Source organism: Pseudomonas sp. FBCC-B1565, from assembly GCF_059133265.1.
The window spans coordinates 4,071,623-4,087,121 of the sequence record NZ_CP101438.1 but is presented as its reverse complement, the minus strand read 5'-3'; the positions used below and the strand labels follow the sequence as shown (position 1 = coordinate 4,087,121).

At 62.0% G+C, this 15,499-nt stretch carries 16 protein-coding genes; 14 read left to right on the top strand and 2 right to left on the bottom strand.

All coding sequences use genetic code 11. From position 1 onward, the window contains the following. Nucleotides 1-366 precede the first annotated feature (366 nt). A protein-coding gene (locus tag NL123_RS18830; protein WP_494356058.1) for an IS3 family transposase occupies nucleotides 367-1,919 on the top strand; the annotation gives its coding sequence in 2 pieces (ribosomal slippage) (nucleotides 367-829 and nucleotides 829-1,919; 1,554 coding nt in all). A gap of 203 nt (nucleotides 1,920-2,122) precedes the next feature. Here NL123_RS18830 and NL123_RS18825 read toward each other — a convergent pair. Next, nucleotides 2,123-2,335: a hypothetical protein gene (locus tag NL123_RS18825; RefSeq protein ID WP_494356057.1), complete on the bottom strand. Its 213-nt coding sequence runs from the start codon at nucleotides 2,333-2,335 to the stop codon at nucleotides 2,123-2,125. A gap of 97 nt (nucleotides 2,336-2,432) precedes the next feature. Between NL123_RS18825 and NL123_RS18820 the strand changes: the two genes are divergently transcribed. From NL123_RS18820 to NL123_RS18760, 13 genes are all read left to right on the top strand, one after another. Continuing rightward, complete coding sequence (locus NL123_RS18820; RefSeq protein ID WP_248488196.1) at nucleotides 2,433-3,026, top strand: transposase; 594 nt, start codon at nucleotides 2,433-2,435, stop codon at nucleotides 3,024-3,026. A gap of 59 nt (nucleotides 3,027-3,085) precedes the next feature. Further along, complete coding sequence (locus tag NL123_RS18815) at nucleotides 3,086-4,669, top strand: ShlB/FhaC/HecB family hemolysin secretion/activation protein (RefSeq protein WP_248487829.1); 1,584 nt, start codon at nucleotides 3,086-3,088, stop codon at nucleotides 4,667-4,669. 24 nt (nucleotides 4,670-4,693) lie between these two features. Next, nucleotides 4,694-6,493, top strand: coding sequence for a DUF2341 domain-containing protein (locus tag NL123_RS18810; RefSeq protein ID WP_494356056.1), 1,800 nt, complete (start codon nucleotides 4,694-4,696; stop codon nucleotides 6,491-6,493). Between the two features lie 11 nt (nucleotides 6,494-6,504). Continuing rightward, on the top strand, nucleotides 6,505-6,930 hold the full coding sequence (locus tag NL123_RS18805) for an ExbD/TolR family protein (protein ID WP_010211136.1): 426 nt from the start codon (nucleotides 6,505-6,507) through the stop codon (nucleotides 6,928-6,930). Between the two features lie 3 nt (nucleotides 6,931-6,933). Next, nucleotides 6,934-7,638 carry an energy transducer TonB family protein gene (locus NL123_RS18800; protein ID WP_248487831.1) on the top strand — a complete coding sequence of 235 codons (705 nt, stop codon included), beginning with the start codon at nucleotides 6,934-6,936 and terminating at the stop codon, nucleotides 7,636-7,638. 43 nt (nucleotides 7,639-7,681) lie between these two features. Beyond that, complete coding sequence (locus tag NL123_RS18795) at nucleotides 7,682-9,382, top strand: putative porin (RefSeq protein ID WP_248487832.1); 1,701 nt, start codon at nucleotides 7,682-7,684, stop codon at nucleotides 9,380-9,382. Nucleotides 9,383-9,400: 18 nt separating this feature from the next. Continuing rightward, nucleotides 9,401-10,027, top strand: coding sequence for a DNA repair protein (locus tag NL123_RS18790; RefSeq protein WP_071495333.1), 627 nt, complete (start codon nucleotides 9,401-9,403; stop codon nucleotides 10,025-10,027). A 20-nt stretch (nucleotides 10,028-10,047) separates the two neighbouring features. Beyond that, a complete protein-coding gene (locus NL123_RS18785; protein WP_494356055.1) occupies nucleotides 10,048-10,500 on the top strand; it encodes a YbjN domain-containing protein in 453 nt (150 codons plus the stop codon). Continuing rightward, entirely contained in the window at nucleotides 10,497-11,438 is a 942-nt protein-coding gene (locus NL123_RS18780; RefSeq protein WP_494356054.1) for a peptidylprolyl isomerase, read from the top strand. Before NL123_RS18785 ends, NL123_RS18780 begins: the two co-directional genes overlap by 4 nt. 51 nt (nucleotides 11,439-11,489) lie before the next feature. After that, entirely contained in the window at nucleotides 11,490-12,467 is a 978-nt protein-coding gene (locus NL123_RS18775) for a LysR family transcriptional regulator (protein WP_494356053.1), read from the top strand. 309 nt (nucleotides 12,468-12,776) lie between these two features. Continuing rightward, on the top strand, nucleotides 12,777-13,331 hold the full coding sequence (locus NL123_RS18770) for a histidine phosphatase family protein (RefSeq protein ID WP_494356052.1): 555 nt from the start codon (nucleotides 12,777-12,779) through the stop codon (nucleotides 13,329-13,331). Between the two features lie 45 nt (nucleotides 13,332-13,376). Continuing rightward, the gene (cobF, locus tag NL123_RS18765; RefSeq protein WP_248487836.1) at nucleotides 13,377-14,132 is read left to right on the top strand and encodes a precorrin-6A synthase (deacetylating); all 756 of its coding nucleotides are present in this window, start codon (nucleotides 13,377-13,379) and stop codon (nucleotides 14,130-14,132) included. An 11-nt stretch (nucleotides 14,133-14,143) separates the two neighbouring features. Further along, entirely contained in the window at nucleotides 14,144-14,863 is a 720-nt protein-coding gene (locus NL123_RS18760) for an alpha/beta hydrolase (RefSeq protein ID WP_494356051.1), read from the top strand. Between the two features lie 68 nt (nucleotides 14,864-14,931). On the opposite strand, the gene NL123_RS18755 is transcribed toward NL123_RS18760, so the two are convergent. Then, on the bottom strand, nucleotides 14,932-15,486 hold the full coding sequence (locus NL123_RS18755; RefSeq protein WP_248487838.1) for a DcrB/PsbP domain-containing protein: 555 nt from the start codon (nucleotides 15,484-15,486) through the stop codon (nucleotides 14,932-14,934). Nucleotides 15,487-15,499: the final 13 nt, after the last annotated feature.

The window sequence follows — 15,499 nt, the reverse complement described above, 5'->3', positions numbered from 1 at the left end:
TGGGCCGCCGCAATGGGCCATCCATGGCCCAGTGCGGCTAACCCGGCGTCCTGCCGGGTTACCCACGGATTCAAGCCTGCGTTCGGCCAGCGTGTTTGACGGGGCGATCCCAGATCAAAAACAAGAGCGCGGCGGCCTTAGAGCCGACCGGATTGTATGGCCGGTACTCGGTCAAAGTGTGGGAGGGGGCTTGCCCCCGATGGCAGTGGGTCAGTCACTGATGAGTTGGCTGACACACCGCCATCGGGGGAAAGCCCCCTCCCACAGTTTTATCTTCATGTATCAGTTGAAGGGTCCCCCGGTGTCAGGGTAGTTGTCGTGTCCTCCGCTTTTTAAAAGTATTCCGGGGGCGGCAAGAGTAAGGTCATGCCTTTCTATTCAGAAGAACGCAAAGCTGCGCTGTTGAAAATGATGCTTCCGCCCCTGAGCCTGTCAGCGTCGGAGGTCGCGCGCCGTGAAGGTTGTAGCGACATGTCTCTTCATTATTGGCGTAAGCAAGCTGCTGCCAGAGGTTCTCAGTTGTCCGAAAACAAGCAGTCGCCTGAAAGTTGGTCTGCCGAATCCAAGCTCATGGCAGTCATCGAATCATCAGCTTTGTCGGAGCTGGAGCTGAGTGAGTATTGCCGTCGCAACGGTATTTTCCCTGAGCAAATTGACGGCTGGCGCAAAGCTTTCATTGCCAACAGCACTAATCACTCAGCGCTGAAAAAAGGAATCGCTGGTGAGACCAAGGAGGATAAGAACCGGATTCGGGAGCTGGAGCGTGAGCTGCGCCGAAAGGATGCAGCGCTGGCTGAAACAGTCGCATTGCTGGTGCTGCGAAAAAAGCTCAATGCCTACTGGGGGAACGACGACGAGGACAATTGACCTTGTTGCCAGAACGGCATCTTCTCGTCGACTGGCTCACCGAAGCCATCACTGCGGGTGCCCGCAGGGCGCCTGCGTGTCTAGAAGTCGGTATTTCGCTACGCACGCTACAACGCTGGATCCTGCCCGAAGCGTTGTTGGCAGATGGGCGCACCACGACGGTGAGGCCAGTGCCGAATAATGCTCTGACTGATGTTGAGCGCCAAGCCATCCTGGCCTTGTGCAACAGCAAGGCCTACGCACATCTGCCACCGAGCCAGATCGTGCCACGGCTCGCTGACGAGGGACGTTACATGGCATCGGAGGCAACCTTTTACCGAGTGCTGCGTGCGGCAGATCAGCAGCATCATCGTTCCCGCGCCAAACGCCCGCATCGCCATGAAGCACCCACCACCTACGCGGCGACAGCCGCCAATCAGGTGTGGTCTTGGGATATCACGTACCTGCCGTCGCCAGTTCGTGGGAAGTTTTACTACCTCTATTTGATCGAAGATATCTACAGCCGAAAGGCTGTGGGCTGGGAAGTTTACGAAGCAGAAAACGGTGAAAAAGCCGCTGTCCTACTGCAACGAAGTGTCACTAGAGAGAAGTGCTGGCGTCAGCCGCTGGTGCTTCACTCGGACAATGGCGCACCGATGAAATCGGTGACGTTACTGACCAAGATGTACGACCTGGGTATCACGCCATCGAGAGGAAGACCCCGGGTAAGCAACGATAATCCTTACTCGGAGTCGCTGTTTAGAACGCTGAAGTACTGCCCGCAGTGGCCGCAGGATGGATTTGGCAGCCTGGATGACGCGCGTATCTGGGTCAGGAATTTTATGGCCTGGTACAACACCGAGCATCGTCATAGCCGAATCCGCTTCGTGACACCCGCCCAGCGCCACGAGGGAAAAGACCGGGAAATCTTGGCCCGGAGGGCGGCAATCTATGGGCAAGCGAGAGAAAAAAGGCCTGAAAGGTGGTCAGGCGAGACACGCAACTGGAACCCTATCGGGACGGTGTACCTCAATCCCGAAAGGGAGCTGACAGTTGTCGTGAAGGTCGCCTAGCAAGACGGGAGACACGACAACTACCTTGAAAAACGCCGGGGTGGTTGGCTCTGGCTCTGGCTTTGATCTGCTTTTGATTTTGATGTTAGGCGCCCCGTCAAACACGCTGGCCGGAATTCGGCAGGGATTTGGGGGGTAAACCGGCAGGGATGCCGGTTTAGCCGCCCCGCGCCATGGATGGCGCGTGGCGGCGGCCCCCCAAATCACTGTCGGATTACGGGCACACCGAGCCTAAGCGAGGTGCCGAGTGTTGGGGCAAGAGCCTTTTGGTTACTTTTGGGCTCTTTCAAAAGTGACCCGCCGTAAGGGCGGAACCAATAGCCGCCGTTACCCAAATAACGGATATTCACACCACCAAGAATTGCCCCCCACCCAATCAAAAATGAAGCTTTCATGACAAAAGTTCGGTAGCCCATGGCCACTCCCGTCTCCTCTGTGTAACGCGCTTGAGCCCACCAGAAAGGTGAGCTTTTCAGCCGCAAGCAGGATGCCAGGAGTGGGGCGATGGGAACTATGGAACGTTACTCGAAAGTGGGCATGCAGGAGCTCGACCAGCGCCTGTCGAAGATCGTCGAAGCGGCGCGCAAGAAGCCGGTGTCGGTCTATCGCTATGGCGCGCCCTGGGTATGGATCGTCTCCCAGGAAGACTGGCAGGGCGCCCGCAAGGAAGTCTCAAGCTACATCCCGGCTGGCCATTCCCTGGTATTGCTGCGCCCGCAGATCGACGAAGTGCTCGACCAGCACCGTGACTGGCTCACCGCCGAACCCGCGATGTCGATCCCTGCGCAGACCGTGCTGCAGATCCTGCTGCTGCAACTGCTGTATTCGGTGCCCAGCGAGCAGCAACTGCATGAACAGCTGAACTACAACCTGCTGTTCCGCTGGTTCGTCGGCCTGGACCTCAACCAGAAGGTCTGGAGCGTTCATGTCCTGACGCGCGACATCGCCACGCTGCTGAACAACCCGCGTGCGGTGCAACTCATCCAGAAAATCATCGGTGACGTGTTTTGTGGCGCCTTGCTGCACATGCCGGAGTTCTCCTTGAACTTCGCCCTGTTGCACACCTGGCTGGCACGCCACGGCAACACTGCGATCACCAGCAATTGAGCAGGCCGCACGCCGGGGATTCGGCGACGGTGCGAACAATCAGACAGTCAGGGGGCGGTGTGGAGCATCTGTTCAAATTAACGCTGGCGCTGTGTTGCGTGACGCTGGGGAGCCTGGCGCAACCGGTGTTGGCCGAGGAAGAGGCGGCGGCGCGCAAGGTCGACGTCAACGAGTACTTCGTGCGCGGCAATACCGTGCTCGATGCGGCGACGATCGAGGAGGCGGTGTACCCATTCCTGGGGCCGCAAAAGACCCTGGGCGATATCGAAGGCGCTCGCGATGCGTTGCAGAAGATCTACCAGGCGCGTGGCTACCAGTCAGTGTTTGTCGAGCTGCCGGAGCAGAAGGTCGATGACGGTATCGTCTACCTGCAAGTGAGCGAAACCAAGGTCGGCCGCGTACGTGTGGTCGGGGCCAAGCACTATTCACCGGTGGAAATCCGCGAGCAGGTGCCGGCCCTGGAGGAGGGCGCAGTGCCGGACTTTGCCACGGTGCAAACCCAGTTGGCCGGCCTCAACCGCAGCGCCGGGCGCCAGGTCACGCCGCTGGTGCGCGAAGGCCAGCGCCCGGGCACGATGGATGTGGATCTGCAAGTGGAAGACCAGAATCCCTGGCACGCCAGCCTCGGCCTGAACAACGACTACAGCGCCGACACCGAGAAGCTGCGTTCGGTCGCCACGCTGGGTTACGACAACCTCTGGCAACTGGGCCACAGCATTTCCCTGACCTATTTCACCGCGCCCCAGGACACCGACAACGCCAAGGTCTGGTCCGGTTCCTACAGCGCGCCATTGAACGAGCGCTGGACCTTGCAGTTCTCCGGTTACCAGTCCGACAGCAACATCGCCACCATCGGCGGCAGCAACGTGTTGGGCAAGGGCCATTCCTACGGCGTGTCGGCCATCTACAACCTGCCGGCGGCGGGAAATTGGGCCAATTCGTTCTCGTTCGGCGTCGACTTCAAGGACTTCGACGAGCAGATGAAATTCGGCTCCAGCAGCGACCAGGTGCCCCTCAAGTACGCACCGTTCACCCTGGGTTACAACGGCTTTCGCTATACCGAACAATCGCAGCTGGGCCTGGGCCTGAACCTGGTGGTGGGCACCCGCGCGTTCTTTGGCTACGGCAGCGATGCCGAAGAGTTCGACTACAAGCGCTACAAGGCCAGCGCCAGTTTCGCCGTGCTCAAGGGCGACCTGAATTACACCTACACCTTTGCCAACGATTGGCAGTCGGCAACCAAAGGCGGCTTCCAGCTCGCGTCGGGGCCGCTGGTCTCCAACGAGCAGTATTCCGCCGGCGGCGCCACCTCGGTGCGCGGTTACCTGGCGGCGGAGCGTACCGGGGATGAGGGCTACTTGCTTTCCCAGGAGCTGCGCACGCCGTCCCTGGCCAAGTTCCTCGGCAGTTATGTGCAGGAGTGGCGCTTCTATGCGTTCGCCGAAGGCGCGCGCATGCGCCTGCACGACCCGCTGCCCGAGCAAGAAGACGAATACAGCCTGGCCAGTGTCGGCCTGGGCACCCGCGCCAGTTTGAGCAAATGGTTGTCCGGCAGCCTGGATTGGGGCTACCCGCTGCTCGATGGACCGAACACCCAGAAACAGGACTCGCGACTGCACTTCAGTGTGCAGGCGACTTTCTGACTTTTTCTTCCGGAGACTTCACCCATGCAACGCCTATTCCTGAGCCTGTTGATCTGCCTGGGCTTCGCGCTCCCGGCCACCGCCCATGCCTGGTGGCAGGACGACTGGCACTACCGCAAACAGATTTCGGTAGACACCACCGCCCAAGGCGCCGCGATCAGCCAGGCCCTGGGCCGCACTGCACTGCTGGTGCGCCTGCACACCGGCAACTTCACTTTTGACGGGGTCAAGGACGACGGTTCTGACCTGCGTTTTGTGAGTGCCGACGACAAGACCGTGTTCAACCACCAGATCGAAAGCTTCGACCCACTGATGGGCATGGCGCTGATCTGGGTCGATGTGCCCAAGGTCGAAGGCGGCCAGCGCCAGGACCTGTGGATGTACTACGGCAACCAGAAGGCACCGGCCACGGCCAATGGGCAACTGACCTTCGACCCGAACTACACCGCGCTGTATCACTTTGACGGGGCCAATGGCACACCAGCCCGGGACACCACGGCCTACGCCAACACCGCATTGAACGCCACCGGCGCGAGCATCGACGGCGTGATCGGCCGCGCCTTGCAGTTGAGCGGCCAAGCGTTGATGTTGCCGGCCAGCCCCTCGTTACAGCACGCGGCGGGCGGCGCGTTCACGTTCAGCGCCTGGTTGCGCCTGGACCAGGCCAGCGGCGAGCAAGCGGTGCTAGCCCGTCGCGACGGCGGCCATAGTCTGTTGCTGGGCCTGAACCAGGGCGTGCCGTTCGTGGAAGTCGACGGCCAGCGCGCCGTGTCCACCCAACCGCTGAACCCCGGTCAATGGCAACACCTGGCGTTCACCGCCGAGGGCGACAAGCTCACGCTGTATGTGAATGGCCGCGAAACCGCGACCCTGGCGCAGGCCTTGCCGGCGTTCAATTCTCAGATCGCCATCGGCGCCGACCTGCCGGAAGCCGGCAGCACCCACTTGCCATTCGCCGGGGCCATCGATGAGCTGCGCCTGTCCAAGGTGGCACGCCCGGCAGCACTGTTGCTGGCCGATGCCAGCGCCCAGGGCGCCGAGTCGAAACTGGTGGCCTACGGCGTGGATGAAGAACAGTCCGGCTTTGGTTTCGGCAGCCTGGGCTTTTTGCTCAACGCCGTACCGGTAGATGCCTGGGTGATCATCCTGGTGCTGGTGGCGATGATGTTCCAGTCGTGGGTCATCATGCTGCGCAAGAACCGCCAGGTCAGCCGCGTGAGCAGTGCCAACGAGATCTTCCGCGAGCACTTCGCGCAGATCGGCACCCGCCTGGAGATGTACGCCGACGACGCCCAGTTGGGTGAGCGCCTGGCCCATTCGTCGCTGTGGCGTCTGTATCTGGTGGCGGTCAAGGAAATCCGTACCCGCCGTGCCCAGGGCGCCGACACGTCGTCGGTGTCGGCCGCCACCATCGAAGCCATCCGCTGCTCCATGGATGGCGTGCGCACCCGCGAGAACCAGGCGCTCAGTTCCAAGCTCTCGACCCTGTCCAATGCCATCGCCGGCGGCCCGTACATCGGCCTGCTCGGTACGGTGCTGGGGATCATGGTGGTGTTCCTCGGCACGGCGATGGCCGGTGACGTCAACATCAACGCCATCGCCCCTGGCATGGCGGCGGCGCTGCTGGCCACGGCCATGGGCCTGTTCGTGGCGATCCCGGCGCTGTTTGGCTACAACCGCCTGATCACGCGCAACAAGGAAGTCAGTGCGGACATGCGCGTGTTCGTCGACGAGTTCATCACCCGCCTGGCGGAGATGCACGGCGAGAGCCAGCACAGTGAAACCGCGCACCGCCGCGAACATCACGCATCGGTTCCGGCCTGAGGAGAATCGCCATGGCTTCCGTAAATGCCTCCCACGACGATGACGATGACGCGGCCGTCGACAGCATCAACATCACGCCCCTGGTGGACGTGCTCATGGTGGTGTTGGTGATGTTTATCCTCACCGCGACCGCCCAGGTGTCGGGCATTCAGATTCACCTGCCCAAGGCCAGCGCCTCGGTGTCGTTGTCGGAGGCCAAGACCAAGGCCATTTCCGTGAATGACGGCGGCCAGGTGTTCCTCGACGCCTACCCGGTGACCCTCGGCGAGCTGGAAGAGCGCCTGCGCATCGAGAAAGCGCTGAACCCGGACTTCCCGGTGATCGTGCGCGGCGATGCGATGGTGCAGTACCAGAAGGTGATCGAAGTGCTCGACCTGCTGCGCCGGCTGGAGCTGTCCCAGGTCGGGTTGGTCACCGGCAAACCGAGCCAGGGCTGAGTCATGACTGCACAGATGCCGATCAGGCCACCGCCTGTGAAAAACACGCCGCCGTGGCGCCCGTTGAAGTGGGGCGCCGGCCTGTTGCTGGGCGCCGTCGCCGCCTGGTTCCTGTGGCAGTGGGCCAATGACATGAGCGGCGTGCGCCGTGAAGCGCCCAAGGTGCCGACGATTATTCCGTTGCCGCCACCACCTCCACCGCCGCCGGAGAAACCCAAGGAACCTGAGCCCCAGGTCGAAGAAAAAGTCCCGGAGCCGGTGCCGAGCCCGGAGCCCGAAGAGGTCAAGCCCGCCGAGGAAGCACCGCCTTCGCCTAACGAGGATTTGGCCAACCCGATGCAGATCGATGGCGACGCCCAGTCTGGCAATGACGGTTTCAACATCGGTGCCGGCAAGGGCGGCGGTATGGCCGGCAGCGGTGGCGGCGGGTTGGGCACCGGTACTTATAAGCAGTACCTGGCCGGCACCTACCAGCGCTTGATGCGCGAAGACCCGGAGCTGCGCAAGAAGGCCTTCTCGATACAGATAGACCTGTGGTTGGGCGCCGATGGCCAGGTCACCAAGGCACTGGTGGCCAAGTCCAGCGGCGATGCCGAGACCGATGCGCAGATGCTCGCCTTGATCCAGACGCCGCGTGCCACGCAGAAACCACCGGCGTCGCTGACGCTGCCCATGCGCCTGTCCCTCAAGGGCCGGCGCCCGGATTGATTGAATCCTTTTTCCAACGGTTTTTTACAGGAGTTGCGTACACATGATTTCCCCCGTGAATCGACTGACCCTGGCGGTCGGCATGGTCATCGCGACCCTGGTCGGCCAGGCGGCTGCGGCCCCGGTCGCGCCCTCGGAAAACGTCACCATCAACCTGATCCGCCTGCTGGTGCAGCAGGGCGTGCTGACCCAGGACACCGCCAACGGGCTGATCGCCCAGGCCGAAAAAGAAGCCCAGCAGGCGCGCCAGGCCAATGCCGCGCCGGTGGTGGCCGCAGGCCCGACCGCAGCCCCCGGCGATGTGCGGGTGCAATACGTGCCGCAGGCAGTGAAGGATCAGATTCGTGACCAGGTCAAGGCCGAGGTCATGGCCACCGCCAAGCAGGAAAACTGGGCCCAGCCCAATACCTTTCCGGACTGGATCTCGCGCATCAGCTTTGACGGCGACATTCGTCTGCGCGATGAATCGCGTTACTTCTCGGGCAACAACAGCAACAACATCACGGACTTCGCGAAGGTCAATGACACCGGCCCCTATGACGTCAACAAGAACTCCAACACCAAGTTCCCACCCTTGCTCAACACCCGCCAGGACCGTGAAAACCTGTTCCGCCTGCGCGCCCGGCTGGGCATGAAAGCGGTGCTCTCGCCGGACTGGACCGCCGGTATCCGCATCGCCACCGGCTCTGACAATAACCCGGTGTCCACCACCCAGACCCTGGGCGGCGGCTTCGGCAAAAAAGATATCTGGCTGGACCAGGGCTACCTCACCTGGACCACCACCGACTACATGAAGTTGACCGCCGGGCGTATCGGCAACCCGTTCTATTCCACTGACATGATGTATTCCAACGACCTCAACTTCGACGGTGTGGCCGCCATCTTCAACCACTCCCTCAACAGCGAATGGGGCGTGTTCGGCACGCTCGGCGCCTTCCCGATCGAATACACCTCCGACACCGCCAGCGCCAACGGCATCGACAAGGAAGACAGCGAGACCAAGTGGCTGTTTGGCGGGCAGATTGGCGCGGACTGGAAGATCAATCGCAGCAACCGCCTCAAGCTGGCCGCGGCCTATTACCAGTTCCAGGACATCGAAGGCGAGCGCTCCAGCCCTTGCGCGCCTTGGGCGGGTGCGGCGGGTTGCGACACGGACGGCACGCGGGTGGCGTTCATGCAAAAAGGCAACTCGGTGTTCAACCTGCGCAACAACACCACCAACCCGGCCGACCCGGCGAAAACGCCGGACCCTCAATTCGTCGGCCTGGCGTCCAAGTTCAATGTGCTGGACCTCAACCTGGTCTGGGACAGCGAGTTGCCGAGCGACTTCAAGTTGCGCTCCCAGGCCAACTTCATCCACAACCTGGCCTACGACAAGGGCGAGATGCTCAAGCGCAGCGAAGGCGAGATCGTCAACAACATCAACAGCAAGGGCCAGTTTGAAAGTGGCGGCAATGCGCTGATGGTCTCGTTCACCCTCGGCAGCGCGCTGGAGATGCGCAAGCGCGGCGACTGGAACGTGCTGGCCGGCTACAAGTACATCCAGCCCGACGCCTTGCCCGACGGCTTCAACGATTCCTCGTTCCACCTGGGCGGCACCAACGCCAAGGGCTACTTCATCGGCGCCAACTACGGCATCGAAAAGAACATCTACGCCAGTGCGCGTTGGTTGAGCGCGTCCGAAGTCTACGGCCAGCCGTTCGAAGTCGATGTGATGCAACTGGAACTCAACACGCGCTTTTGATGCGCAGGGAGATGCCACATGAACACGCGAATCTGCGGGTTGTTACTGCTGCTGGTCGCCACTGGCGCGTCGGCTGAAGGCATGGAGGAGCGCCTGCGCACGCAACTGCGCAGCACCACCCAGCAATTGCAGGCCCTGCAAAGCGAGCAGGCCCAGGCCAGCGCCGCGCGCCTGGCTGCGGAAAACCAGGCCAAGCAGGCCCAGGCGCAAATCAAGCAACTGACGGCCGAGCTGGACAAGGCCCGTGGCGTGGCCGAGCAAATGGCCGGCCAGCAACAGAGCCTGCACAGCCAGGCGCAGGCCCAGGTGGCGGCCAGCAACGAGCAGATCGGCAAGTTCAAGAAGGCCTATGACGAACTGCTGGTGCTGGCCAAGGGCAAAGAGGCCGAGCGGGCGCGCTTGCAGGCCCAACTGAGCGAACGTGACACACAAGTGCAGCAATGTTCAGTCAAGAATCAACAGATGTACGGCGTAGCCCAGCAGTTGCTCGCGGCCTACGAAAAAATTGACGTGGCCGAGGTGATGAGCATCCGCCAGCCGTTCGCCAGCAGCGCCCGGGTCAAGTTCGAGGAGCTGGCCCAAGGCTTTGGCGACGATTTGTACAAGAGCCGTTTCGATGCGCCCCAGGCAACTGCCAATCATTGATAGACAGGGAAGAGATCTTCATGAGCGAATTGATCACCAGCGTCACCACCCAGAGCCTCACCGAGTTGCTGCAGGAAGCCGGTTACCGGGTCAACCAGACTGAGCAAAACGGCATCGTGCAATTGCTCAGCGCCAGCCAGGGCATCGGCTTTGCGGTGCGTTTCGGCAACCCGGCGGCAGAGCAGGGCGCCTATGTGGATTTCACTTACAGCTGCGCGCTGCGGATCCAGGGCGAATTGCCCGAAGGTCTGGCCCAGGTATGGAACGCCTCACGCCGTTTTGCACGGTTGTCGGTGCAGGGTGAATTCCTGCTGATGGAAATGGACGTGGTGGTGGCCGGTGTCGGCGCTACGCACCTGTGCAGCCAGTTGGAGTTGTGGGACCGTCTGTTGCAGGAATTTATCGTCTACCTGCGTGAGTACAGCCAACAGGCCGCGCAGTTGCAGGCGGAAGCCGAGGCGCCGGTACTGTGAAAAAGCCAACCCTGATGGTCGGCGCGGGCGCGCTGGCCTTGCTGGTGGTGGCGGTGGGCTTGAGCCTGCGACCGGGCAGCGACCCGGTGGCGGCGCAGCAACCGGCGCCGGTGACTAACCCTGTACCGGTCGGACCAGCGGTGGCCCGCTTGGGCAACCAGCAGATCGACCTGACGGAACTGAAAACCGTGCTGGCCAGCCTGCCTGCCGAGTCCCGCGAACAATTGCGCGGCAACCGTGGCGCGCTGGAAACCTGGATTCGTTCGCGCCTGGCGCAAAAGGCCGTGCTCGAACAGGCCGACGCCCAGGGCTGGCGTCAGCGCCCGGACGTGGAGCAGCAAACCCGCGCCGCCGCCGAGCAGATTGTATTTCGCGATTACATGTTGTCGGTCAGCCAGGTGCCGGCCGATTACCCCAGCGCCGCCGAATTGCAGCAGGCCTACGACAGCGGCAAGTCGCAGTGGGTGACACCGCCGTTGTACCGAGTGAGCCAGATTTTCCTCGCGGTGAATGACCCGCAAGCCGTCGACAGTGTACGCCGCCAGGCCCAGGAGCTGAGCCGTCGCGCCCAGGCCGCACCGAATGATTTCGCCGCCCTGGCTACGCAGTTTTCCCAGGACACCGACTCCGCCGCACGCGGCGGTGACTCGGGCATGCAGCCGTTGCAGCAACTGGTGCCGGAAGTGCGCAGTGCGGTGTCGCGCCTCAAGGTCGGTGCCGTGTCGGACGTGGTGCAGAGTGCAGCGGGGTTCCATGTGCTCAAACTCACCGGCCAGCAACCGGCGCGCACCGCGACCCTCGACGAACTGCGTGAACGCCTCACCCAGGCCCTGCGTGCCCAGCGCCAGGAACAGATCGCCAAGGCTTACCTCGAAGGCATGCTCAATACCGCCACCCTGAGTATCGACGGCGCCGAGCTGAACAAAGTGCTGGAGTAACACGCGTCAACCCGCATTGGATGCACAGACCAACAAGACAGGGAGTCTCCCATGGCATTTCTAGAACCGTCTGCCCCCCAGGGGCCCTCCGTTTATCGCGTGTCAACCGAGGGCCGCAGCAGTTGGCTGACCCTGGCCCATGAGATCGACCCGGAAGTGGCGCGCTACTTCCTGGTGAGTGCGCGCTGCGGTTGTTTCATGCAGGCGGCGCGCAGTTTGAATATCAAGGCGACGCTGTTGCGCAAGCGTCTGGCGCAGTTGGAGGAACACCTGCGGCATTCGCTGTTCAGCTACCAGGGCAACGGTTTGGTGCTCAGTCGCGATGGCCAGCAGTTGCAAGCGCAGCTGATTGCACTGGCCCATGAACGACGCTTGCCGGTGACGGAGCAGCCGTTGATTCGGCTCGCGGTGGCTGAGCCGATCCTGCATGACATCCTTGGGCGTGACTTGATCGCCTTGCTGCGCCGCAATGCCAGCGTGCGCCTGGAGATCATCTCCATCGACAGCCAGTTGTCGTTGCAGGCGGTGGATGTGGACGTGGTGCTGTGGCTGTCGGACGCCGACGGGCCGGTGCCCGGTCCGAGCTTTGCCACTGAACCGCCTAGGGCCCTGGCGCGTTTGCAGTATCTGCCGCATATCGCCAAGCGTTATTCGCGGTTGACCACACGGCCGGACAGTGTGGAGGACCTCGACGATTACATGCTGGTGCAATGGCAGCCGGATGCGCAGGTGGGGGCTTTGCAGGCGTGGAACCAGGTGGTGCAGCAGCGCCTGGCGGCAGTGGTGCAGGTGCATGCGTATTCGCTGATGCTGGAGATGATCCGTTGTGGCGCGTGCATTGGGTTGCTGCCGCATTACATGAGCAGTTTCGACCGGGGGTTGGTGGCGTTGCCGGGGTTGCTGGATGAGCGTATGCAGCGCCAGGTGTGGTTGGCGGTGAATGCGCAGGTGCGGAATGAGGAGGCGGTGCGGATGATTGTGGAACTGATCGTCGGAACGTTTGAGGGACGGCGGGATTGGTTTGATTGATAGATTTATCCTCGGCCAGCAAATCCCCCTGTGGCGAGCGGGCTTGCCCCGCGTTGGGCTGCGTAGCAGCCCCAGTGAAGGCACCGAGGTATTCCTGAAAGAACTCAGCGTCGAGTTTTGGGGCTGCTGCGCAGCCCAGCGCGGGGCAAGCCCGCTCGCCACAAAGAACAGTTGTCACCGATGCACCGCGGCGTGCGTATCGCAGGCAAGCTCTCACAAGAAAAGCAGACTGACGGTCGCCGGCGTTGCGCGGCTGGGATAAGTGCGCCAGTCTTGGTGGCCTCATTCCCTGGGTCTAAGCACGCTGCGATGCAAGCCACACGCCTGACACTCATTTGCCATGCCCTCACGCCCCTGCAAAAACAGGGGCGTTTCTGCGATGACGAGCCGGTGGTGATCGATTGGCAGGGCGCGGCCGGCTCCCTCGCCGGGCGTTACAGGAAAAAACCGCGTTTATTGTGCGCTCCGGAGCTGCGTACTCGACAGACGGCTGGCTTGTTCGGCAGTGACGCGGTGATCGAAGACGCCCTGCGCGATGCTGATTTCGGCCAGTGGAAAGGCCAGCCCATCAGCCAACTCAATAGTGATGAGTTGAATACCTGGCTCACCGACAGCACCTTCGCGCCCCCGGGTGGGGAGTCAGTCGATGACGTGTGTGCACGCGTAGCGCAGTGGCTGAAAACCCTCGAATCCCAACCCGGCCATATTGTCGCCATCACCCACCCCTTTGTGATCCGCGCCGCGCTGTTGCAGGTGATGCAGTTTCCGCTGTCGATGTTCTACCGCATCGACGTCGAACCGTTGGCCGCCACCGAACTGCGCTTCAACACCGTCTGGCGCCTGCGCCTGGAAACTCACGCCTGAGCGCCTGAACATGGCAGAATCCAAGCCCCGCATTGAGAGCAACCCATGAAACGCATCCTGATCATCGGCATTGGCGCCGGCAACCCTGACTACATCACGATGCAGGCCGTGAAGGCGCTCAACCGTACCGACGTGTTTTTCCTGATGGACAAGGGCCAGAGCAAAGACAAGTTGATCGACCTGCGCCGCGAGATCTGCGAGACCTACATCACTGAGCCGGGCTATCGCTTCGTGGAGGCCGAGTGCCCCGAGCGTGTGCGCGGCGATATCGACTACACCACCGCCGTGCGGGACCTGAACCGCGACAAGCAGCAGACCTTCGAGCGCATGATCAACGAAGAAATGACTGACGGTGAAGTAGGTGCTTTCCTGGCGTGGGGCGACCCAGCGTTGTACGACAGCACCATCCGCATTTTGCAGGCGATTCTGGCCAGTGGCCGCTGCACCTTCGAGTTCGAGGTGATCCCCGGTATCACCAGCGTGCAGGCCCTGGCCGCACAACACAAAGTGGCGCTGAACCGCATCGGCAAGTCGGTCGAGATCACCACCGGGCGCCGTCTGGCGGCGGGGCAGGCGAGTGATGCCGACACCCTGGTGGTGATGCTCGACGCGGAAGACTCCTACCGCACCGTGGCCGATCAAGGCCTGGACATCTACTGGGGCGCCTACCTGGGCACGCAGGATGAGATCCTTATCAGTGGCAAGGTCAGTGAAGTGGCAGAAGAAATCGAACGGGTGCGCAAGGCGGCGCGCCTGGAGAATGGCTGGATCATGGACACTTATCTGCTGCGCAAACCCTGAGGTCACGTCCCATGCTCAAACTGTTTGCCCTGGCATTGACCCTGATGGTCGGCGTCGCTCATGCCGACGATACGCTGCACACTGACTTGCCGTTGTCGTACCTGGAACAGACCCAGGGCGATGCGCGCAACCAGCCGCTGGTGATTTTCCTGCACGGTTTCGGCAGTGACGAAGAGGATTTGTTCGGCATCAAGGACGCGCTGCCGTCGACCTGGACGTACCTGTCGGCCCGCGCGCCGATGCCGGTGGACCCGCATGGCTATCGCTGGTTTGCCAGGAAACCCGGTGATGGCGATTACGATGGCGAGACTGCCGACCTGCAACGCAGCGCCCGGTTGATCGAAGAGTTTGTCGGTAAAGCCACCGCCAAGTACCACACCCAGCCGGATCGGGTGTTCCTGGTGGGCTTCAGTCAGGGCGCGATCATGTCTTACGAGGTGGGGTTGCGTCGGCCGGAACTGCTGCGTGGGATTGCAGCGTTGAGTGGCAGCGTGCTGCCGGTGCTCAAGGCTGAGCTGAAGCCGGATGTGTCACTGGGCAAACTGGCGATTTTCATTGGCCACGGCACCTTGGACCAGGCGCTGCCTTATGCGTCGGCCACTCGGGCGAATGAGGTGTTGACGGGACTGGGGTTGAAGCCAGAGTTCCACGGGTATCCGGGCATGCCGCATACCATCAGTGAAGCGCAAGTGCAGGAGCTGAAAGCCTGGCTGGAAAAGAGCCTGAATTAAACGCGCTCAAACATTGTGGGAGGGGGCTTCTCCCTCCCACACTTGGACCAGGGTTGCCTGGAAGACTGTTATTTTCCGCCGGTAATCTGCTTCACCAGCGCCGCATGCCCCTTTGCGTCATCCGCCCGCGAGATTGCCTGGATCACCAGCAGGTGGTTGCCCGAACCGCCCAGGAACGTGGAGTTCAGCGTCTTGCCGCCGCCCTGGGTGGCGGTGCTGTCCACCTGGCGCAGGCCCAGGCCCTTGAAGGTCAGCTTCTTTTCGCTCTGTTTCTTGAAGTCCGGCAGGGCGGCGCTCTGGTCCTTGACGAAGCCGGCTACGGCGCCATCCAGGAATTTGGTGTCGTTATCCCCAATGGTCAGCCCATCGTTGCGCACGGTTTCGGCGACGATGACCACGCTTTTCGTGGTCTGGTTGGCGTACATCGTGCCTTGGGTGTCGGCAGTGCCATCCTCGGCCTTGCCGGCCGGCAGGGTGTCGGCGGAGTAGGCCTTGGGCAAGTTGAAGATGAACTTGCCGCCCAAGGTGGAGATGGTTTGGGTGGTCGGCTTGGACGCGGCGAACACGCTGCCGGCGGTCAGCGCGAGGGCCAGCAGGACGGCGGTCTTGGTGAAAGTGGCCATGAAGCGCTCCAGG